The 22,295-nt window shown below is 31.4% G+C and carries 15 protein-coding genes and 3 pseudogenes; 12 read left to right on the forward strand and 6 right to left on the reverse strand.

Translation table 11 applies throughout. The features are described from left to right. The first annotated feature begins 27 nt into the window (after positions 1-27). On the forward strand, positions 28-1,017 hold the full coding sequence (gene purM / locus AJN64_RS08265) for a phosphoribosylformylglycinamidine cyclo-ligase (protein ID WP_002881121.1): 990 nt from the start codon (positions 28-30) through the stop codon (positions 1,015-1,017). Between the two features lie 20 nt (positions 1,018-1,037). On the opposite strand, the pseudogene dcuC reads toward purM, so the two are convergent. Then, positions 1,038-2,491 (reverse strand): annotated as a pseudogene (gene dcuC / locus AJN64_RS08270) (C4-dicarboxylate transporter DcuC). A 206-nt stretch (positions 2,492-2,697) separates the two neighbouring features. On the opposite strand from dcuC, the pseudogene cas9 reads away from it, so the two are divergent. The 3 genes and pseudogenes from cas9 (at position 2,698) to cas2 (ending at position 6,967) form a co-directional block, all read left to right on the forward strand. Further along, positions 2,698-5,656, forward strand: a pseudogene (gene cas9 / locus AJN64_RS08275) (type II CRISPR RNA-guided endonuclease Cas9). After that, positions 5,653-6,543 carry a type II CRISPR-associated endonuclease Cas1 gene (gene cas1, locus AJN64_RS08280; protein ID WP_002881128.1) on the forward strand — a complete coding sequence of 297 codons (891 nt, stop codon included), beginning with the start codon at positions 5,653-5,655 and terminating at the stop codon, positions 6,541-6,543. Before cas9 ends, cas1 begins: the two are co-directional and overlap by 4 nt. Beyond that, positions 6,536-6,967 (forward strand): CRISPR-associated endonuclease Cas2, encoded by a 432-nt coding sequence (gene cas2 / locus AJN64_RS08285; protein WP_002797817.1) that lies wholly within the window; start codon positions 6,536-6,538, stop codon positions 6,965-6,967. The genes cas1 and cas2 overlap by 8 nt, the downstream gene beginning before the upstream one ends. Before the next feature lie 359 nt (positions 6,968-7,326). On the opposite strand, the gene AJN64_RS08290 is transcribed toward cas2, so the two are convergent. The 4 genes from AJN64_RS08290 to cueO are packed head-to-tail and all read right to left on the reverse strand — an operon-like array spanning position 7,327 to position 10,732. Beyond that, complete coding sequence (locus tag AJN64_RS08290; RefSeq protein ID WP_053872810.1) at positions 7,327-8,517, reverse strand: molybdopterin molybdotransferase MoeA; 1,191 nt, start codon at positions 8,515-8,517, stop codon at positions 7,327-7,329. 3 nt (positions 8,518-8,520) lie between these two features. Next, entirely contained in the window at positions 8,521-8,967 is a 447-nt protein-coding gene (locus tag AJN64_RS08295; RefSeq protein ID WP_002871117.1) for a molybdopterin synthase catalytic subunit, read from the reverse strand. After that, positions 8,968-9,189: a MoaD/ThiS family protein gene (locus AJN64_RS08300; RefSeq protein WP_002779488.1), complete on the reverse strand. Its 222-nt coding sequence runs from the start codon at positions 9,187-9,189 to the stop codon at positions 8,968-8,970. It lies immediately after the preceding gene. Between the two features lies 1 nt (position 9,190). Then, positions 9,191-10,732 carry a multicopper oxidase CueO gene (gene cueO / locus AJN64_RS08305; RefSeq protein ID WP_002871116.1) on the reverse strand — a complete coding sequence of 514 codons (1,542 nt, stop codon included), beginning with the start codon at positions 10,730-10,732 and terminating at the stop codon, positions 9,191-9,193. Positions 10,733-10,855: 123 nt separating this feature from the next. Between cueO and nspC the strand changes: the two genes are divergently transcribed. The 6 genes from nspC to AJN64_RS08340 all read left to right on the forward strand — a co-directional run bounded on the left by nspC (position 10,856) and on the right by AJN64_RS08340 (position 17,558). Next, positions 10,856-12,004, forward strand: coding sequence for a carboxynorspermidine decarboxylase (gene nspC, locus AJN64_RS08310; protein WP_002881767.1), 1,149 nt, complete (start codon positions 10,856-10,858; stop codon positions 12,002-12,004). 303 nt (positions 12,005-12,307) lie between these two features. Next, on the forward strand, positions 12,308-13,021 hold the full coding sequence (locus AJN64_RS08315) for a molecular chaperone (protein ID WP_002851502.1): 714 nt from the start codon (positions 12,308-12,310) through the stop codon (positions 13,019-13,021). Next, entirely contained in the window at positions 12,996-13,187 is a 192-nt protein-coding gene (locus AJN64_RS08320; RefSeq protein ID WP_002851537.1) for a twin-arginine translocation signal domain-containing protein, read from the forward strand. The genes AJN64_RS08315 and AJN64_RS08320 overlap by 26 nt, the downstream gene beginning before the upstream one ends. Further along, a complete protein-coding gene (locus AJN64_RS08330; RefSeq protein ID WP_079729011.1) occupies positions 13,187-15,991 on the forward strand; it encodes a formate dehydrogenase subunit alpha in 2,805 nt (934 codons plus the stop codon). The genes AJN64_RS08320 and AJN64_RS08330 overlap by 1 nt, the downstream gene beginning before the upstream one ends. Next, the gene (gene fdh3B, locus AJN64_RS08335; RefSeq protein ID WP_002851264.1) at positions 15,988-16,629 is read left to right on the forward strand and encodes a formate dehydrogenase FDH3 subunit beta; all 642 of its coding nucleotides are present in this window, start codon (positions 15,988-15,990) and stop codon (positions 16,627-16,629) included. Before AJN64_RS08330 ends, fdh3B begins: the two co-directional genes overlap by 4 nt. Continuing rightward, positions 16,626-17,558, forward strand: coding sequence for a formate dehydrogenase subunit gamma (locus AJN64_RS08340; RefSeq protein WP_002867229.1), 933 nt, complete (start codon positions 16,626-16,628; stop codon positions 17,556-17,558). The genes fdh3B and AJN64_RS08340 overlap by 4 nt, the downstream gene beginning before the upstream one ends. Before the next feature lie 621 nt (positions 17,559-18,179). Here AJN64_RS08340 and AJN64_RS09305 read toward each other — a convergent pair. Continuing rightward, positions 18,180-20,089: pseudogene (locus tag AJN64_RS09305) on the reverse strand (autotransporter outer membrane beta-barrel domain-containing protein). A 659-nt stretch (positions 20,090-20,748) separates the two neighbouring features. On the opposite strand from AJN64_RS09305, the gene fdhD reads away from it, so the two are divergent. Beyond that, positions 20,749-21,531, forward strand: coding sequence for a formate dehydrogenase accessory sulfurtransferase FdhD (gene fdhD / locus AJN64_RS08355; protein ID WP_070292871.1), 783 nt, complete (start codon positions 20,749-20,751; stop codon positions 21,529-21,531). Beyond that, the gene (locus tag AJN64_RS08360; protein ID WP_002855349.1) at positions 21,524-22,261 is read left to right on the forward strand and encodes a winged helix-turn-helix domain-containing protein; all 738 of its coding nucleotides are present in this window, start codon (positions 21,524-21,526) and stop codon (positions 22,259-22,261) included. Before fdhD ends, AJN64_RS08360 begins: the two co-directional genes overlap by 8 nt. Positions 22,262-22,295 lie beyond the last annotated feature (34 nt).

Raw genomic sequence — 22,295 nt, forward strand, 5'->3', positions numbered from 1 at the left:
ACCTTTTTAGTTCTTAAAGGAAAATAAATGAAAATTTCATATAAAGATGCAGGCGTAAGTATAGATAATGGAAATGCCTTTGTAGAGGCTATAAAACCTTTGGTTAAAGAAACTTTTAATGATAATGTTGTAGGCGGAATTGGTTCTTTTGCTGGTGCTTTTAGAATGCCAAGTGGTTTTAAAAAGCCTGTGATTTTAGGTGCAACAGATGGGGTTGGTACCAAGCTTCGCTTGGCAATTGATGCTAAAAAATATGATACTATAGGGCAAGATTTAGTAGCAATGTGTGTGAATGATTTGATTTGTAATTTTGCTACGCCTTTGTTTTTCCTAGATTATTATGCTACAGCCAAGCTCGAAGTAGAAGTAGCAAAGGCTGTTGTATCAGGCATTGCCAAGGGATGTAAGATGGCAAATTGTGCATTAATTGGCGGAGAAACTGCTGAAATGCCTGGAATGTATGCAAAAGATGATTTTGATCTTGCGGGTTTTGCAGTGGGTATGGCTGAAGAAGATGAGATTGATAGAAGTAAATTTGTTAAAAATGGTGATATTTTATTGGCACTTCCTAGTTCAGGACTTCATTCAAATGGTTATTCTTTAGCTAGAAAAGTACTTTTTGAAAGTTTAAAATTAAAATTTGATGACAAGATAGAGGGTAAAAATTTAATTGATATTTTGTTAGAACCTACAAGGATTTATGTGCGTGATTTTCTTACACTAAAGCCTTATATCAGTGCTCTAGCACATATTACAGGGGGTGGTTTAGTAGAAAATTTACCACGCGTTTTACCTCGTGGTATGGGTGCAACTATACGCAAACATCATCTTAAAACTCCTGAAATTTTTTATACTATAGGACAGGCTGTAGAAGAAAGCGAAATGTATAGAAGCTTTAACATGGGAGCGGGTTTAGTAATGGTTGTAGATCCTTCTAATGTAAGTAAGGTTTTAGAAAATTCAGATGCCTTTATTATCGGCGAAATTTGCATTAATGAAGGTATTGTTTTAGAGTGAAAATAAAGCGTCAATACGCTTTATTTGTGTATTTTAAGTTCTATTTTTGTAGTGTTTTGTTCTTTTGGCAAAGGATTGGTTTGTGCTAGATAAAAGGCTACGAGTACATTTACAAGCATAGCGATAAGTAAAAGAGGAGTGGTTCGTTTTATAATATCCATTGGAGCTACTTTTGCAAATCCAGCTAAAGCTATGATTCCGCCTGCTATTGGTGAAGCTGCACGACCTAAACAAGATGCAATTTCTATAGGTAAAACTAGAGTAATAGGTGCAACGCCTAATTTTGTAGCTATATCAGGAGCTAGTTTTCCAAAAGCATTAAAAGCAGCAATTCCACTTCCCATAATCACTGTGGCAAAATAAACTAAAAAGCTTAAAATAGCTATACTCAAAAGAATTCCAAACCATGCAAAATTTCCTGTTCCAAGATTTGAAACCGCGTTAGCAAGGATATTAACTCCACCAAGTGCTTTAATGCCTTCAGCAAATACTCCAGCGGCGATGGTTATGCTTACGACTGAGATAAAAATTTCAGCCATAGCTTTTAAAATCACCATCATATCTTCGCCTAATTTTCTAGCATTTCTGTGTCTTGCAAATTCAACAAGAAAAACTAAAGAAATGCTTACAAAATTTGCTGTTACAACATCGAGCTTGATAGTAAAAAAATACGCTGTAAATAAAAATACAACAGGTAACCAAGGAAAGAGTATGTAAAAAGTAGGGCATTTAGGATCAATGATTTGCGGAATTTCAACTTCATCATTTAAAACACCTTTTTCTTTATCTCTTTTATCAATCCAAGCAAAATAAAAAGGAATCAAGATGGCAATAACTACAACATAGGCAATCACACTATAAATTTGGTAATTTAAAAAAAGCCCTACGACATTATCACTTTGTCCTACTATATCTGCCATATTGATTGAATTTCCATCTTTTGGACCATAATCAAGCGCAATTAAAGAAAGCACACATACAGCTGTAATAGGACGGATTTTAAGTGAGATTAAAACAGGATAAATACATGCTAACAAAACAAAAGCAATCCAGCATAGCTAGAAATGACGATTTTTAAAGCCATTCCAACAACAAAAGTTCCACTTAAAATCAAGTATTTATTTTTGATTTTTCCTAAGGGTTTATTTGCTAAAAAAGCAAGTTTTGCCGAAGCATTGATATGTTTCATATAGGCAGCAAAACCTGCCACACTCATGATAATAAGTCCTACTCCAGAAAGCTGACTTTTAAAAGTCGCTGTGATAAAAGCATAGCTATCAAGTAAAACATTCAAAAAGCTTGCATGTTCTCTGCTCGGGGCTTTTGGTATAGGTGCTCCTGTGATGTAAAAAGCAAAAATAAGCAAGATAATACCTGAAAGAAAAAATACAAAAATAGGATTGTATTTTTTGAGTATATAATAAGCAACAACAATTACCGCTAAAAGTGTAGAACATATCATAAAAATTGGCATGATTTCTCCTAAGGTTATTATTAGCTTTTATTTTATTTTAGCTAAAATTTAACTAATAAATATTTTTCATTTAAAATTTTACTTATTTTTTGCATTATAAAATTAATAATATGTATAGTTTGGTTACTGAAAGGTTTATGTTTGTATAAAAAATGATTTTTATATTATAATTATAAACAAATCATAAATATTAAAAAGGATCTAGTGTGGCAAGAATTTTGGCATTTGATATAGGAATAAGCTCTATTGGCTGGGCATTTAGCGAAAATGATGAGTTAAAAGATTGCGGAGTTAGGATTTTTACAAAGGCTGAAAATCCTAAAACAGGAGAATCCTTAGCCTTGCCAAGACGCCTTGCAAGAAGTGCTAGAAAACGCCTTGCTAGACGCAAAGCAAGGCTAAATCACTTAAAACATTTAATCGCAAATGAATTTAAGTTAAATTACGAAGATTATCAAAGCTTTGATGAAAGTTTAGCTAAGGCTTATAAAGGCTCTTTAATTAGCCCTTATGAGTTAAGATTTAGAGCTTTAAACGAGCTTTTAAGTAAGCAAGATTTTGCAAGAGTGATTTTACATATTGCAAAAAGGCGTGGCTATGATGATATTAAAAATAATGGTGATGAAGAAAAAGGCGAGATTTTAAAAGCTATCAAGCAAAATGAAGAAAAATTAGTAAGTTATCAAAGTGTAGGCGAGTATCTTTATAAAGAGTATTTTCAAAAATTCAAAGAAAATTCCAAAGAATTTATAAATGTTAGAAATAAAAAAGAAAGTTATGAACGCTGCATAGCGCAAAGTTTTTTAAAAGACGAATTAAAGCTTATTTTTCAAAAACAAAGAAAATTTGGCTTTTCTTTCTCAAAGAAATTTGAAGAAGAAGTGCTTAGTGTAGCATTTTATAAAAGGGCTTTAAAAGATTTTTCTCATTTGGTGGGAAATTGTAGTTTTTTTACTGATGAAAAAAGAGCGCCAAAAAATTCGCCCTTAGCTTTTATGTTTGTAGCGCTTACAAGAATTATCAATCTTTTAAACAATCTTAAAAATACTGAAGGAATTTTATATACAAAAGATGATTTAAACACGCTTTTAAATGAAGTTTTAAAAAACGGCACTCTAACTTATAAACAAACAAAAAAGCTTTTGGGCTTAAGTAATGATTATGAGTTTAAAGGAGAAAAAGGAACTTATTTTATTGAGTTTCAAAAATACAAAGAATTTGTAAAAGCCCTAGGTGAGCATAATTTAAGCCAAGATGATTTAAATGAAATAGCAAAAGATATTACCCTTATAAAAGATGAGATTAAACTTAAAAAGGCTTTAGCAAAATATGATTTAAATCAAAATCAAATTGATAGCTTAAGCAAATTGGAATTTAAAGACCATTTAAATATAAGTTTTAAAGCCTTAAAACTTATCACTCCTTTAATGCTTGAAGGTAAAAAATACGATGAAGCTTGCAATGAGCTTAATTTAAAAGTAGCAATTAATGAAGATAAAAAAGACTTTTTACCCGCATTTAATGAAACTTATTACAAAGATGAAGTAACTAATCCTGTGGTTGGCGATTAAAGAATATAGAAAGGTCTTAAATGCCTTGCTTAAAAAATACGGTAAAGTGCATAAAATAAACATTGAATTAGCAAGAGAAGTAGGTAAAAATCACAGTCAAAGAGCTAAAATAGAAAAAGAGCAAAACGAAAACTACAAGGCCAAAAAAGACGCCGAACTTGAATGTGAGAAACTAGGCTTAAAAATAAATAGTAAAAATATTTTAAAATTAAGATTATTTAAAGAACAAAAAGAATTTTGTGTTTATAGTGGGGAAAAGATTAAAATTAGTGATTTGCAAGATGAAAAAATGCTTGAAATTGACCATATTTACCCTTATTCTAGAAGTTTTGATGATTCTTATATGAATAAAGTTTTAGTTTTTACCAAGCAAAATCAAGAAAAACTTAATAAAACCCCCTTTGAAACCTTTGGCAATGATAGAGTAAAATGGCAGAAAATTGAAGTTTTAGCAAAAAATTTACCTACTAAAAAGCAAAAAAGAATTTTAGATAAAAACTACAAAGACAAAGAGCAAAAAGACTTTAAAGATAGAAATCTAAACGATACTCGCTACATCGCAAGGCTTGTTTTAAACTATACTAAAGATTATTTAGATTTTTTACCTTTAAGTGATGATGAAAATACAAAATTAAACGACACACAAAAAGGCTCAAAAGTGCATGCAGAAGCAAAAAGCGGTATGCTAACATCGGCTTTAAGACACACTTGGGGCTTTAGCACTAAGGATAGAAATAACCATCTTCATCATGCCATCGATGCAGCAATTATTGCTTATGCAAACAACTCTATCGTAAAGGCTTTTTCAGATTTTAAAAAAGAGCAAGAAAGCAACACTGCAGAACTTTATGCAAAAAAAATTAGTGAATTAGATTATAAAAACAAAAGGAAGTTTTTTGAGCCTTTTAGTGGTTTTAGGCAAAAGCTTTTAGATAAAATTGATGAAATTTTTGTCTCAAAACCTGAGAGAAAAAAGCCAAGTGGAGCTTTACATGAAGAAACATTTAGAAAAGAAGAAGAATTCTATCAATCATACGGCGGAAAAGAAGGAGTTTTAAAAGCCCTAGAGCTTGGTAAAATCCGCAAAGTAAATGGTAAAATCGTTAGCAATGGTGATATGTTTAGAGTGGATATTTTTAAACACAAAAAGACAAATAAATTTTATGCTGTGCCAATTTATACCATGGATTTTGCTTTAAAAGTATTACCAAATAAAGCCGTGGTGCAAGGTAAAGATAAAAAGTCAGGTCTTATAAAAGATTGGATTTTAATGGATGAAAATTATGAGTTTTGCTTTTCTTTATACAAAGATAGTTTGATTTTAATTCAAACTAAAGATATGCAAGAGCCAGAACTTGTTTATTATGAAAGGCTAGATAGCTCAAATGCTAGCCTAACTGTTTCAAAACACGATAATAAATTTGAAACGCTAAGCAAAAATCAAAAAATATTGTTTAAAAATGCAAATGAAAAAGAAGTAATCGCAAAAAGCATAGGAATTCAAAATCTAAAAGTATTTGAAAAATACATAGTTTCAGCACTTGGAGAAGTGACAAAGGCTGAGTTTAGACAAAGAGAAGATTTTAAAAAATGAGTTACGATGAAGCTTTTAAAACACTACTTATTAGCTCTAATGCCAAGCTAAATTTAGAGCTAAATCATCTTGTGATTAAGCAAGATGAAAATGTAGCAAAATTGTTTTTAAAAGATATAAACATCATCGTTTTAGAAAGCTTGCAAGCAAGCCTGAGTTCCGCACTTTTTAACGCTTTTGCAAAGCATAAAATCATCTTGCTAACCTGTGATGAAACTCATAGTATAAATGGTGTTTTTACTCCTTTTTTAGGGCATTTTCAAAGTGCAAAAATCGCAAAAGAGCAAATGAATGTAAGTGCTCAAAAAAAGGCTATTTTATGGCAAAAAATCATTAAAAACAAAATCCTAAATCAAGCCTTTGTTTTGAAAAAACACAATAAAATAGAGCAAAGCAATGAGCTTGTAAATTTGGCTAAAAAAGTAACCTTAAATGATAGTAAAAATATTGAAGCTGTTGCGGCGGTGTTGTATTTTAAAACTTTGTTTGGTGCTTCTTTTTCAAGAGATGAGCTTTGCTTTGAAAATTCTGCTTTAAATTATGGCTATGCAATCATTAGGGCTTGTATTATTAGAGCAGTTTGTATCAGTGGACTTTTGCCTTGGCTTGGCATAAAGCACAATAATATTTATAATTCTTTTGCGCTTTGTGATGATTTGATAGAAGTGTTTAGGGCTAGTGTTGATGATTGTGTTTTAGAACTTGTGGGTGAAAGTGAGTTTTTAAACAAAGATGACAAAAGAGCGTTGATTGGTCATTTACAAAGCAAAATCAATTTTGATGGGCAAAATTATCCTTTAAATAGAGCGATAAATCATTATGTGGCAAATTTTAAAAATGCTTTATTGTATGAAGATGAACTAAAGATAGTGAAATTTGATGATTGAAGATAAATTTATGCGTGTGCTTTTGATGTTTGATGTGCCAACTAAAAGTAAAAAAGAGCAAAAACTAGCAAGTAAATTTAGAAACAATCTTATAAAATTAGGTTATTTTATGCTGCAATTTAGCGTTTATATGCGTATTTGCAAGGGTTTAAGTTCCGCAAAAAGTTCTATTGAAAATGTAAAAAAGATTTTGCCACCTTATGGAAATGTAAGGGCTTTAATCATCACTGAAAAGCAGTTTGATAAAATGGAGCTTTTGCTTGGTGGCATAGTTTTTAACGAAAAAGTTAATAACGAAACTAATTTAACGCTTTTTGATATAGATAGTCATGGAGAATTTAAATACAAAAATTCAAATAATGAAGAAATTCAAATAAACAAAAAACAAGAAAAATATCACCAGCAAAATTTATTTGAATTTTAAAAGCGGTTTTAGAGGATTGTAACCCCGCAGAGTCCCGCAAACTCTTTATTTTAGTCCCTTTTTAAATTTCTTATGAGATTATAGCAATTTTTGCTATTTTTATTAAAAAACCCTGAAATTTTCATTATCTGGTAAATATCTATTTTACCATAAAGAAATTTAAAAAGGGACTAAAACTTCTCTTTCTTCTTCTCCGCCTTCGAAATCATTTTACCATAAAGAAATTTAAAAAGGGACTAAAAACCCTAGTGGATTGAAACTCCGCTAGGGCTAATTACTCCACTAAAAGGAGGTTGCAAATTTGAAATTTATTGAAATTTATGGTTGATTAAAATCGAAATAAAATTATTTAAATAATTTCAAGGCATAAAGATAATATCCACTAAACTTTCATTTTCTAACATTTCACATTCTTTTGGCACCACCATAAGGGCAGCTTTATTGTTAAGATTGTTTATAATCGCACTAGAGCCTTCTTTTTTACCTTCAAGATTAGCTAAAATGCGTCCATTTTCAAACTTTATGTTACAAGCGACAAATTCCAAATAAGGTGTTTTTTTCTTGTAGCTTCCTTGTAAGAAGGCTTTGCAAATATAGTCTTTAGGCTGAAGTAACCAAGAGTTTAAAATCTCTCTTGCGTAAAGATTAAACATTACCATAGCCGAGTAAGGAAAACCTGGTAAGGCGATAATGAATTTTTCATTAGCCTTGGCTATTTTGATATGTCTACCTGGTTTTATGTCGGCTTTATCGATGATGATTTCGTATTCTTTGACAGCTTTTTTCAAAAAGTCAAAATCCCCCATAGAAACTCCGCCAGTTGTAACTAAAATATCACAACTTTGCAAAGCACTTTCAAGGGTAGAAAAAGTGGCTTTTTCATCATCTTTTAAAAGAGGAAAAACCCTTGTATCACAATTTAAATTTTTAGCTAAATTAGCTATGGCGATATGATTTGAAGAGCGGATTTGAGCGGGATTTTCTAAGGCTTCTCCTAGATCTTTGATCTCACTTCCACTACTTAAAACTCCTACAATAGGCTTTATAAACACACTAATGTGAAAAAATCCAAGTTCAGCCAAAAGAGCTATTTCGCTATAATTTAACCTTGTGCCTTTTTTGAGTAAAATTTCATCTTTTTTATAGTTTTCTCCTACCGCACGCACGGCAAAAGTTTGGGGAACTTTTTTTTCTATAAAAAGAGTATCATTTTCTACGCGTACATTTTCAACAGGGACTAAAGTATCGCTTCCTTCGCTCATGAGTGAGCCTGTAAAGGTTTTTACACAAGTACCATTTTGCACGCTAAATTGTGGCATAGTGCCCGCAGGTGTGAGGCCTAAAATTTTTAAAGGCTTATCTTGATCTTCAAATTTGATCGCATAACCATCCATAGCCGAAGTTGGAAATTCAGGCTGATTTTTAGGGGCTTTTATGTCTTGAGCTAAAATGCGTCCTAAACACTCTGTAAGAGCTATTTTTTCAATCTTTTCATAGGTTTTGATATGAGAATGTAAAATTTTTAAACTTTCTTCATAAGACATTAACATTTTTTATCCTTTTAAAAGTCCTGCACCGCAAAGTTTGGTTGATCTTTCTTTGGCATAAATTCTTTCTTTGTTTATCACATCATACTTCCAAATAGGTGCACTCGCTTTAAAATCTTCAACAAATTCATTAAGAAGTTTAAGTCCTAATTTTCTTTGTTTGCTTAAAATTCCTGCAAAATAAGAGCTTTCATGAACCGCCACATCGCCTATAGAGTGAGCAAAAAGCAAGCTAATACCATCAAAATCTACTCTTTTTTGCCACTCATTAAACCATTTTTTTAAAAGCGGTTCATAAATATCAAAACTAAGTGCCTCAATGCCTTCTTCTTCACGCACAATACCACAAAAAGTCAGTAAAGCACCGCAGTTTTTATCCTTGGCAAATTCATACCATTGGCTATAAATTTTAGGAATATCTAAAGAACCTTGATAAAGTGTAAAATGTTTCATTTAACCCCCACAAACTGGCGGTAAAAGTGCTATTTTATCACCATCTTTTAACTTAGTGTTTTCATCAAAAATGATTTCATCGTTTAAAGATACGGCACAAAGTTCTAGCCATTCTTTTAAACTCTCATCTTTTTGCAAAATTTCTTTTAATTCTTTTAAATTTTTTACCTCAAGTTCTAAATTTTCTTTATTTATGGGGCCTAAAAATTCCACTTTTACCATTTTATTCCTTTACTTCTAAATTTCCCATCATTCCTAAATCTTCATGTTCTAAAATATGACAATGATACATTCTAAGCCCTTTAAAATCTTGTTTCATTCTAAGTCTTAACTCTTCATTAGGACGCACATTTATAGTATCTCTTAAGGCTCTAAATTCGGATTTTTGAACTTTGCCATTGAGTTTTGATGAGATGAGTTCAAATTGCGTGCCATGTATATGGAAAGGATGATCCATGTGAGATTTATTTATCACTATCCAGTCTTCAACTACTCCAAGTTTGGAGCTTAAATCAATGCGTTTTAAATCATAGCTTTTGCCATTGATTAAAAACATAGACGCAAGAGCGATTTTTAATTCGCTTTCACTTTTTCCCATCATACCATGCATTTGCATATGATCTTCACTCATGATTATTTCTTTAAATTCCTTAGGTTCTTCTGAAGGTTTGAAAATTTTTAATTTTTTTGGAAGTTTTACATTTTCTTTTTTTAGGTTAATATTGGCTAGAAATAGGGTATTAGGTTCTTCTTTTACCATCATTTTATCCCTATCATAATAAGCACTTTCTAGCTTAAATTCCCCATCTTTTGGAGCGTCGATTAAAACTTCTACACGAGAAGCAGGACTTAAGAAAAGTTCTTCTTTATAAATAGCTTTTTCTATAAGTCCACCATCAGTACCAACAAGTATAAACTTAGCTCCTTGTATGCGTAAATTTAAATATCTTGCTGCAGTAGCATTATAAATGCGTATGCGTTCGTTTGTGGCGAGTTTGATTTTAGGTTTAAATTGTCCATTAATGAGTACAAATTCTCCTTCTCTACCATTTAGCCAATCATTTAGGTTATTGTTTGGAATTTGAGCGTTTTCATCAAGACGCAAATCGCTAATCATCAAATCTTTTTCTTTTAAATGACTTAAAGCATCTTTTTTTGCTTTGATCACAAAAGCCCCTGCTAAACCCATAAAAACTTGTTTAGAAGCCGTATAATGAGGATGTGGATGATACCAGTAAGTTCCTGCGCTATCTTGAGGAATTTCAAAACGATATATTCTTTCTTCTCCTGCTAAGATAGGATCATGTGGGCTTCCATCTTGATCAGGTGGCACAGGAACGCCATGCCAATGTATAGTTGTAGCTTCTTTGAGTTTGTTTTTGACTAAAATTTCAAGTTTATCTCCTTCAAAAACTTCTATTTTTGGAGCAGGCACGAGGCCATTGTAAGTATAAAATAAGGTTTTTTTACCTTTGATAAGCTCTATATGATTTTCTTTGATTTCTAGGGTAGCACGAAAAATATTTTTTTCTTTACTTTCATTTTTGAGTAAAGGCAAGGCTTTTAAAATTTCTCCTTGGGGGAATTGTTTTGGATCTAAAAGCTTTAAATTTTTTGGAGCAAAGTTTATAAAAGAAGTATCTAAGTCATGATTTATAGAATGATTTTTATGCATGGAGTGTATATCGTGCATAGGATTTGCATAGGCTACACCCATACTTGCTAGAGTGAGTGCATTAAATTTTAAAAAATTTCTTCTATTCATTAGTTTTTCCTTTTGCTTGATTTTTTATATTATAGTCATTATTTTTTTAGTTTTAGTAAATATTTATTTTGAAAATTTGGTTTAATTTTGTTATGATTTTAGCAATTTAATCAAGGAAAAATAATGTTTTATGAAAAAATTCAAACTCCAGCTTATATTTTAGAAGAAGATAAATTAAGAAAAAATTGTGAGCTTTTAGCAAGTGTTGGTGAAAAAAGTGGTGCTAAAGTGCTTTTAGCTTTAAAAGGTTTTGCTTTTTCAGGAGCGATGAAAATTGTCGGAGAATACCTAAAAGGTTGCACTTGTAGCGGACTTTGGGAAGCAAAATTTGCTAAAGAATACATGGATAAAGAAATTCATACTTATTCGCCTGCTTTTAAAGAAGATGAAATAGGTGAAATAGCCAGTTTATCTCATCACATAGTGTTTAATTCTTTAGCTCAATTTCATAAATTTCAAAGCAAAACACAAAAAAATTCCTTAGGTCTTCGTTGTAATGTTGAATTTTCTCTAGCCCCAAAAGAACTTTACAATCCTTGTGGAAGATACTCAAGACTTGGAATTCGTGCTAAAGATTTTGAAAATGTGGATTTAAATGCTATAGAAGGACTTCATTTTCACGCACTTTGTGAAGAAAGTGCTGATGCTCTAGAAGCTGTTTTAAAGGCTTTTGAAGAGAAATTTGGTAAATGGATAGGGCAAATGAAATGGGTGAATTTTGGAGGAGGACATCACATCACTAAAAAAGGCTATGATGTTGAAAAACTTATTGCTTTGTGTAAAAATTTCAGTGATAAATACGGTGTGCAAGTTTATCTTGAACCAGGCGAAGCGGTGGGTTGGCAAACAGGAAATTTGGTGGCTAGTGTAGTAGATATCATAGAAAATGAAAAACAAATTGCCATTTTAGATACTTCAAGCGAAGCACATATGCCAGATACTATCATCATGCCTTATACAAGTGAAGTTTTAAATGCTAGAATTTTAGCCACAAGAGAAAATGAAAAAATTTCAGACTTAAAAGAAAGCGAATTTTCCTATTTGCTTACTGGAAATACTTGTTTAGCGGGCGATGTAATGGGAGAATACGCCTTTGATAAAAAGCTTAAAATCGGCGATAAAATTGTTTTTTTAGATCAAATTCATTACACCATTGTGAAAAACACAACTTTTAATGGTATAAGACTTCCAAATCTCATGCTTTTAAATGTAAAAAATGAACTTCAAATGATAAGAGAATTTTCTTATAAGGATTATTCTTTAAGAAATTAGTATTATTTATAATTTGCATAAAATGTTAATTTTATTTGGAAGAGAATCAAAGATATAAATTTTATGCAAAGTATTTTATTTTTTCAAATATAAAATCAACTCAAATATCTAATTTTCAATATTTTGGTATGATTTTTTAATATTTTAAATCCTTGTGGAATTTTATTGAAATTCAGTGATTTTTAAATCAAATAGTATTAAGATAAATCGATTTAAAAATCGGCTTTAAAATGAATATTAGGTATATTTTGCATAATATTCATTCAAGCAAAATTTAAAGCTATTTTTGAAAATTTTGAATGCATGGGGGCTTTAATGGATTTGGAAAAATTAAGATTAGCTAGAAGTCTTTATTATCAATGTCTAGGAGAGCTTTTTGTTTTTTCATTTTCTGAAGAAAGATTGTCAAAATTACAAGAGTATTTAAAGACAATGCAAGAATGTTTATTTGATGAAAATTTAAAATCAAATTTTGATATCTTGCTTAAGCATTTAGATGATGAAAATTCTATACAAGCATTTTTTAAAGAATATGATTTGCTTTTTTTAAGTCTTAAAAATAGCATTCCAACGACTTTTTCTTACATAGAAGAAGGTTTTGAAAATTCAAATCCTTTACTTTGCGTGCGTCAAATTTTAGTCAAAAGTAAAATAAGACGCAATGAAAAATTTTTTAAAGAAAGTGAAGATAGTGTTGGATTTTGTTTATTGTTAATGAGTGAATTTTTAAGGCAAAATGAAGATGATTTAGCCAAAGAGCTTTTTGAAAAAGTGATCAATAAAAGCATTGATGAGTTTTTAGGCGATGTTTTCATGAATAAAAATGCGAATTTATATAAGGAAATTGCAAGTATTGCATCGGCTTTTATGGAATTTGAAAGACTTTGCTTTGAAGTGGAAAAACCTGCAAAAATAAATTCTAAAAAAGTGCAAAACGATCTATCGCGTTCAGAATTTTTAAGAAGAGAAGCAAATAAACAAAGGAGGACTCGTGAAAAATCGCAGGGAATTTCTTAAAAAATCCGCTTTTGCCTTAGGGGCTGCTGGAGTGCTTGGTAGCACAACTTTAGCTCTAGCTAAAGATGAAGAAAGAAAAGATTTGGTTAAAGGTAAAAGTAAGAAAAAAGAAGTGCTTTTTCAAAGAAGTGCTAATTGGGAAAATTATTATATAAAGGCTGAGTAATGTCAAGTGTAGGTGAAAATATCAAGCTTACGCGTCGTTCTTTTCTTAAAATGGCAGCACTTTCAAGCCTAGCAACACCGTTGCTTGCTAGAAGTGAAACTTTAAGAGAAGCGAGTGCTGATGAGCTTAAAGAAGCTTATGAAGGTAGTAAAAAAGTAAAAACAGTTTGTACAGCCTGTTCTGTAGGCTGTGGGATTATTGCAGAAGTGCAAAATGGTGTTTGGGTGCGTCAAGAAATCGCTCAAGATCATCCTGTGAGTTCAGGTGGACATTGCTGCAAGGGATCTGATATGATCGATATGGTGCGTTCACATGTGCGTTTAAAATATCCTATGAAAAAAGAAAATGGAGAATGGAAACGCATAAGTTATGAGCAAGCTTTAAGTGAGATCGGAGAAAAACTAGCTGCTTATCGTAAAGAAAATCCTGAAAGTGTTATGTTTTTAGGTTCTGCAAAACTTAATAATGAACAAGCTTATTATATAAGAAAATTTGCAGCATTTTTTGGAACGAACAATGTAGATCATCAAGCTAGAATTTGACACAGCGCAACAGTCGCCGGTGTGGCGAATACATTTGGTTATGGCGCTATGACAAACCATCTTGGAGACATCCAAAGAAGTAAATGTATCATTATCATTGGAGCAAATCCAGCGGTAAATCACCCTGTGGGTTTTAGACATTTCTTAAAAGCAAAAGAAAAAGGTGCAAAGCTTATCGTTGTAGATCCTAGATTTACAAAAAGTGCAGCAAAAGCGGATATTTATGCAAGAATTCGTCCAGGAACTGACATTGCTTTCATGTATGGAATGCTAAAAATCATCTTTGATGAAGGTTTAGAAGATACAAAATATCTTGATGAAAGAGTTTTTGGAATTGATAAAATTCGCGAAGAAGCAGCAAAATGGACAGCCGAAGAAGTAGAAAATGTTACGGGAATTTCTAAAGAACTTTTGGTGCAAATCACTCACGAAGTAGCTAAAAACAAACCAACTACGCTTATTTGGGCTATGGGTTTAACTCAACATACTGTAGGAACTTCAAATACACGTTTAGCACCTATTGTGCAAATGGTACTTGGAAATATAGGTAAATTTGGTGGCGGAGTTAATATCTTACGCGGACACGATAATGTTCAAGGTGCTTCGGATATGGCTTGTTTGAGTGAAAATTTACCTGGTTATTATCCTTTAAATGAAGCGACTTGGAGATACTATGCCAAAATTTGGGGTGTGGATTATGAATGGCTTTTAGGAAATTTTGTAAGTAAAGATTGGATGCATAAAACCGGACTTTCACTTGCTAGATGGTGGGCAGCAGCTTTAAATGGAAAAGATGGAAATGATACTATCGATAATGCAGGAACGCCTTTAAAAGCTTTAGTAGTTATGGGAAATGGTATCACTTCAACCGCACAACAAGTAAAAGTTAAAGAAGGTTTGGAAGCTTTAGAGCTTTTAGTTTTGGCTGATCCTTTTGTAAATGAAGCAGGGATTATCGCAGAAAGAAAAGATGGGATTTATCTTTTACCTGCAGCAACACAGTTTGAAACAAGCGGAAGTGTAACAGCTACAAATCGTAGTGGACAATGGAGATTTAAGGTTGTAGATCCACTTTATGAAAGCATGGAAGATCAAGAAATTTTATTTGAGCTTTCTAAAAAATTAGGTTTTTATGAAGACTTTACCAAGACTTTACGCGATGAAAAAGGTGAGATCGTTTGGCCTGAAAATGCAACAAGAGAAATTGCAAAAGCAGTTAGAAGTATAGGGCTTAATGGTTGGAGTCCTGAAAGGCTTAAAAAACATACTTTATACTGGGATAAATTTGATGAGGTAACTTTAGAAGGAAAAGACGAAGTTGCTGGCGAGTATTACGGGCTTCCTTGGCCTTGTTGGAGTGATAAGCATCCAGGTTCTCCTGTGCTTTATAATACCGACATTGAAGTAGCAAAAGGTGGTATGGGCTTTAGAAACAATTTTGGACTTGAGTATGAAGGAGAGAGTTTACTTGCTAAAAATGCGCCTTTAAATTCGCCTATTGATACAGGTTATCCACAAATTACTAAAGATAATATAGAAAAAGTTTTAGGCATTACTTTAAGTGCCCAAGAAAAAGAAAAAATGGGATCAACTTGGTCTTATGATGATAGCAATATCATAGCAACTAAATGTATAGAAAAAGGCATAGTTCCTTATGGAAATGCTAAAGCTAGAGCTGTAGTTTGGACTTTTAAAGATAAAATTCCACTCCACCGTGAGCCTTTACATTCTCCAAGAAACGATTTGGTGCAAAAATATCCAAGTTTTGAAGATCAAAAAGCACTTTATCGCGTGGATACTAAATTTGTTTCTGTACAACAAGCTAAGGATTATTCTAAAGAATTCCCGCTTAATCTTGTTACCGCAAGACTTGTGAATTTAAATGGTGCAGGTATGGAAAATAGAGCGTCTATGTATCTAACGCGTTTAACACCTGAAATGTTTTGTGAGATCAATCCTGAATTAGCAAAAGAGCAAGACATTAAAGCAGGAGATATGATTTGGGTACATTCTCCAGAAGGCACTAAAATTCATGTAAGAGTGAAGGTTAATCCAGGTGTAGCAAAAGATATGATTTTCTTGCCTTTCCATTTTACAGGAGTTATGCAAGGCGTGGATTTAACGCACAATTTCCCAGAAGGAACTAAGCCTTATGCAAGCGGAGAAAGTGCTAATACGGTAACAAATTATGGTTATGATATCATGTGTCAGATTCCAGAGACTAAAGGTGGGCTTTGTAGAATCAGTAAGGATGGAAAATGAGTAAGGTAAATTTTGCAAATTTAGAAAAAGAACGCTTGAAATTCTTTTGTGATAATGAGCGTTGTATTGATTGTAATGGTTGTGCGGTAGCTTGTGATGAAGCACATGAGCTTCCTATTCATATTCGCCGCCGCCGTGTGATTACTTTAAATGAAGGAATTCAAGGAAAAGAAGTTTCAACTTCTATTTCTTGTATGCATTGTGATGATGCTCCTTGTTCTATCGTTTGTCCTGTGGATTGTTTTTACATCCGTGCTGATGGTATTGTTTTGCACGATAAAGAAATTTGCATAGGTTGTGGATATTGTCTTTATGCTTGTCCTTTTGGTGCACCACAATTTCCAAAAGATAGTGTTTTTGGAAATAAAGGCATTATGGATAAATGTACTATGTGTGCAGGTGGCCCTGAAGCAACGAATTCAGAAAAAGAAAGAGAACTTTATGGTCAAAATCGTATCGCAGAAGGAAAAGTTCCTGTATGTGCTGCGATGTGTTCGACAAAAGCACTTTTAGTAGGTGAAAGTTCTAAAATAGAAGAGATTTATCATAATAGACTTATGAATAGAAATTATGGCATTCCAAATCCTTCAGAAAGTTTGGAGTGGAAGATTGCTTACACAGGAAAGGAACGCTTATGAGAAAAGTATTTGTAACGCTTTTGTTAAGCGTGGTAAGTTTATTTGCTTATGGTAGCGAGAGAATGGGACAAGATACTCAAATTTGGGATTTTCATCGTATTACAAATATCCCAAATTATGATACTTTTGGCAAACTTTGGACAACTTTGCAAGGTGAATATATAGCTACTATAGCTTTAATCGCTGTTATTGCGGTATTATCTGCATTTGCTTTGCATTATATGGTTATAGGACCTAAGCAATTTTCACACGATGGAAAGAAAATTTATGCTTTTACATTATTTGAAAGACTTTTTCATTTTATCGCGGCAATTTCTTGGGTGATTTTAGTGCCAACTGGTTTTGTGATGATGTTTGGGGCGACTTTTGGAGGCGGACTTTTTGTAAGGGTTTGTAAAAATTTACATGCTTTTGCAACGGTTTTATTTATCATCTCTATAATCCCTATGTTTTTATGGTGGATTAAAAGAATGCTTCCTGCAAGTTATGATATCAGATGGATGATGATAGTAGGTGGTTATTTAAGCAAAGTAAAACGTCCTGTACCTGCAGGTAAGTTTAATTTTGGTCAAAAATCTTGGTATTATATAGCTGTATTTGGTGGATTTTTGATGATAATTACAGGTGGATTTATGTATTTTCTTGATTTTAATTCCACGGCAATTCAAGGTCTTTTTGGTTTAACTCAAATTGAACTTTTAAGAATTTCAGCTATAGTGCATAATTTCTTGGGTATAGTGTGTGCAGTGTTTTTTGGCGTGCATATTTATATGGCAGTATTTGCAATCAAAGGCAGTATCCATTCTATGATTAGTGGTTATAAAGAAGAAGAAGAGGTTTATATTTTACATTCTTATTGGTATAAAGAATTAAGCAATAAAAAGCAAATTGAACCTAGTTTTTCTTATGATCCTAATGTGAAAATTTAATTTTTTATCAATCTCTCTTAGTTTAAGAGAGATTTTTAAATTTAAATATTTATAAAATTCTTATACTTAAATTCGATATTTTATATTAAGGACTTTTTTTCATTAATAAAATAAGTTTAATTAAATTAGATTTTTATTTTGGGGTGAGATTTGATCTAGGCTAAACTCTCTACCAAAGCCTAGTAAGAATTTGTGTTTAAAGATTGACTAAGTAAGGTTTTAACATATTTTATTGTTTGATTAAATTAGCTATAAGAATAAGAACAATTAAAGCAATTATAAATATTGTTCTTTAATCATTCTAATCTCCATAAACACTAGGTTTTTTAAACTTTAGCATTTTTTATCTTTTTTTATTAAGGAATATTATTAATTTTTAAGATGTTTTTAAATTTAGTCAAAGTAAAAGTGAGTAAAAATATTTTAAAATAAATTTATTTCTAATTTAATTTCTTAAAAACATTTACATTTTAATCTACACTGCGTAGTAAAAAAGCGTGTTTGTTATATCTCTTTTAATCCTATGCACGGCAGAGATTGCCGTACTATATAGGTTAAAACTTTTAAATTCTTGTGTTTTAACAAGAATTTCGTTGTAAAGAATTCTCAAAAAGTTTAAGATTAAAATTTATACTTAAGTCCTACTTGACCACTTAAGTAAGTTTCATTTTTATTATCTACTTTACCTGCTAGTATTTGTTTAGCACCAAAGCCAAGATTCATACTGAGTTGATTTGTAAAATCTACATTACCCCCTACGATAATTTGTCTGTATGTTTTTTTCTTGTTGTTAGCTTCTACACTAGTAAAGAAAGCATTATTTATAGCTAAATTAGCTGTGTAATCATCACCATTATTGATAACAAATTGTTCTATTTTTGGAGTTACAAAAATATAAGAGTTTTCATTCATATATTTTCTAAATTCAGCACCCACTTCAACACTTACAGAATTGTTTTTCATAGAATCAATATCTTTAGCAATAGCACCATTTTCTGTATGAGATGGAGTATAACTAAAATAATAATTTATCCCTGCAAAAGGTTTAATAAATAAAGTATTATCACTAAAGTCAAACACACGACCTACATTAGCACTAAATCCTAAGAATTTGCTTGTATAATCTGAGTTATATGCACCATCTGTTTGAATATTGTCTTGTTTAGTTGGAGAAACTTGAGCATAAGCTTTAAGATTAAGTTCCCATTGTGGAGCTATATTGATAGTAGAATACATACCTAATTGGAAGTTATCGCTTTTTTGTTCTAAATTATTGTCTTTGATTTTAGCATTTGCATAAGTAAAATAAGCACCCCATAAAACATTATCATTAGCTTGTTTATCTACCCCTACGGTAGCACCATACATTGCACCACTATCTCCATCGATAATGTTAGCATCACCAAAAGCATTAGCCCAAATACTATTGGTATATTCATTTACATAGCTTGGTCTCATATCACTATCTAAAGCAGCAAATTTAAGGCCATTCATTTTAGAAGCATAAGTTCCAAAAGGATTGTTTAGCATTGCTACACGAGAACCTATAGAAACATCATTAGAAATATTCATAGTGGTATTTACTGCACTAGAAGCTGAATTGAGATTAGATACAGATTTACCTGTATTGTCTGTGTCTTTTTTGATTTGTAGGGCTAGTTTTACACCGCTAAAACTTTTTAAATCTAGTCCTAAACCTTGTCTACAAGTTTGTCTGCGATTTCTCTAAGATTAAGTACAGCATTATATTCAGCACTTCCTTCTTTAAGGTTGTATAATTTTACTACTTCTTTGTCTAAGTTTGGATTGTTTTCGCCTTTTTGTATTATTTCATTTAATTTATTTTTTTGGTCTTCAAGCTGTTTTTTTATTTGTTCATTATCATTAAATTGTTTTATTAGTTTTTCTAGCATTTTTAAGTCAATTTTTAATTGAGTTAGAGTATTTTTTAAATGCTCAGTTGCTGTTCCATTTGCTACCAAGCATTTGTTAGATCCGCAATTTACTTCTTTTAAATTGTAATCTACTAATTCCATATCCAGCAAATTTTTATCAAGTGTTATACTTTGAAAGGTGTCTTGATTTTTATCTATATCGATATAATCACTTGCAAATTTGCCATATGAAGCTTCAGCTGTATTTGATGTGCTTATATCCTTATTAAATCCTTGTGCTTGGATTAAAAGTGTGTTTTTAGCAAGCAAATCTCTAAAAGATGTACCATTTACGCTAAATTTAGAATTAGTGATATTCGCATTATTAGCAACTTTTATAGAATAATTTTGCACTGCATAAGGATTGCCAAATTCAAAAAAGGTTTTGTCTGCATTTAAATTTCCATTTACGACAAGGTTATTTCCATATACAGATACTCTTGAGCCTTTTTGTGTATCATCTTCTACTAAATTAGTTCCGCTAAGGCTTAAATCTCCATTGAACACCGAGCCGCTTTGATTGACATATAAATTCATATCTTTAAGTATGGTTTCTTTAGCATTTACATAAAGATTTGCAATGTAAGAACTTTCCATACCAACATTTTCGATATTTAAAGTATTTTTATCACCCAAATCAAAGACATACTTAAATTCATCAGTATCGATATCTTTATCATCTGGATTTAAAAAGCTTTCATCATCAAATCTAGGAATGTTTGATTTTATGGTTAAATCATTGCCTTTTAAACTATCTCCATTTATTAAAACTACATCTTGCCCTTTAACTTCAAAATAATCTTGCAGATTTTTTCCGCTAATCCCATCTAGTTCTATTTCAGTTGGTGTTGTCTGAGCTTCAACTAAGGTATTTTTAGAATTTAAATCTACTGCCATTACATTGCTACAAAGTGCAGCACCTAAGCCAAAACCCACTAAAACTTTACTCGCCGAAAACGAAAGCTTCATAAATTCTCCTTATACAAAAAATAAAAAACCATTATACCCCCCCCCATAAAAAAGAGCTTAAGAAGTAATTTTATAAAGAGAAAATTTTATTTTTGTTTTTAAATTTCAAATTGTTAGTATATTTTCACTTGAAGAGTTTAAAGAGTAAATTTATGTTTTTTTGATATAAAATGCTTTAAAATTCTTAAAAATTATAAATTAAATCCCTATTTTTTTATCAGTATTACTTTTAATTATGTTTTTTTGATATAATTAAATTTTTAAAATAACGCGAAAAGAGAAAGCTTATGGAACCCTTATTTACAACCCAAATTTTAAAATATAAAGGTGATGAATCTTTTACATGCGATGATACTTTAGTGCGTGAAATTAAGCTTGAAATTTTTATTAATAATGAAAGAGTAGGTGCTTTAATGGCAACTCCTGTAGATGAACAGGCATTAGCAATAGGATATTTAATGAGCGAAAATATCATTGCGAAAGTAAGCGATATTGAGAGCATAGAAACAAAAGATGATGGTATGAGTGTGCATATTAAAGCAAAGATTGATAAAGAAAATTTAGCAAAGCTTAATGCTGAAGGTGTAGTTATAAGTGGTTGCGGTAGAGCACATACTGCCAATATCGATCCAGAAGCTATTGAAGCGAGTAAAATTAGTTCTGATGCAAAATTTAGCAAAGATGAAATTTTAAAACAAATGAGTACTTTTTATACTCAATGCGAGCTTTATGAGAAAACAGGCTGTGTACATACGGCTAAGCTTTTTGTAGATGAGAAAACTTTTTTTATAGGTGAAGATATAGCTCAGCATAATACCATAGATAAAGCTTTAGGAAAAGCACGTTTAGCTGGGGTTGATTTAAGTCAATGTTTTTTAATGGTTAGTGGAAGGCTAAGTTCTGAAATGGTAGCTAAAGCAGTTATGCATAAAATTCCAGTGCTTGTTTCACGCACGGCTCCTACTTGTTTAGGAGTTATGATAGCAAGAAAATTTGATTTAACGCTTTGTGGTTTTGCTAGAGAAAATAAGATTAATATTTATAGTGGAGAATTTAGAATTCATGGATAAAAATCAAGAAAAAGAAATCATCTCATATATGAGAGAATTGTTAAATAGTAATGAAAAATTAGATTGTGGTACGGCTTTTAAAATTGCAAAGAAATTTAATGTAAATATAGAAAAAATCGGACAATTAGCCGATGAAAATCACATGAGAATTGATAATTGCGAGTTGGGGCAATTTGGACATTTAGATTTTGAAAAAGCAAAGATTGAAGTGCTTAAAAAAATAGAACCTAGTTTAGATGAAAAGCGTAGAATTTTTTGTAAAGATGCAAGAGATATTGCTAAAGAAGGTTGTGGGCTTAAAAGTATGCGTTCAGCTTTAAAAGCTTATAAGGTTGATGTAAAGTATTGTCAACTTGGTTGTTTTAAAGAAAAAAAAGGTAAGCAATTTATAGTAAGAACAAAAACTTGGATTGAAAATGCGGATGGAGATTTGCTTTTTGGACGAGGAAAAACAGAACTTTTAGAACTTATCGGACAAACAGGTAGTTTATTGCATGCTTCTAAACTTATGGGGATTAATTATAAAAAAGCTTGGATGCATTTACAAACCTTACAAAAAAATTCTCAAGAAATCTTAGTTAGCACAAGGCAAGGACGCTCTAAAGAATCAGGAACAAAACTTACTCCTAGAGCTTTGGAATTAATGGAAAATTACTCTATTTTACAAAAAGATATAGAAGAATACGCTAATAAACGCTTTAAAGAACTATTTTTAAAAGGAAAAAAATAAATCTTCTATCAAAAAATACTAATACATAATATTT

The sequence above is a fragment of the Campylobacter sp. BCW_4332 genome (genome assembly GCF_001763175.1).
Classification (GTDB): Bacteria; Campylobacterota; Campylobacteria; order Campylobacterales; family Campylobacteraceae; genus Campylobacter_D; species Campylobacter_D jejuni.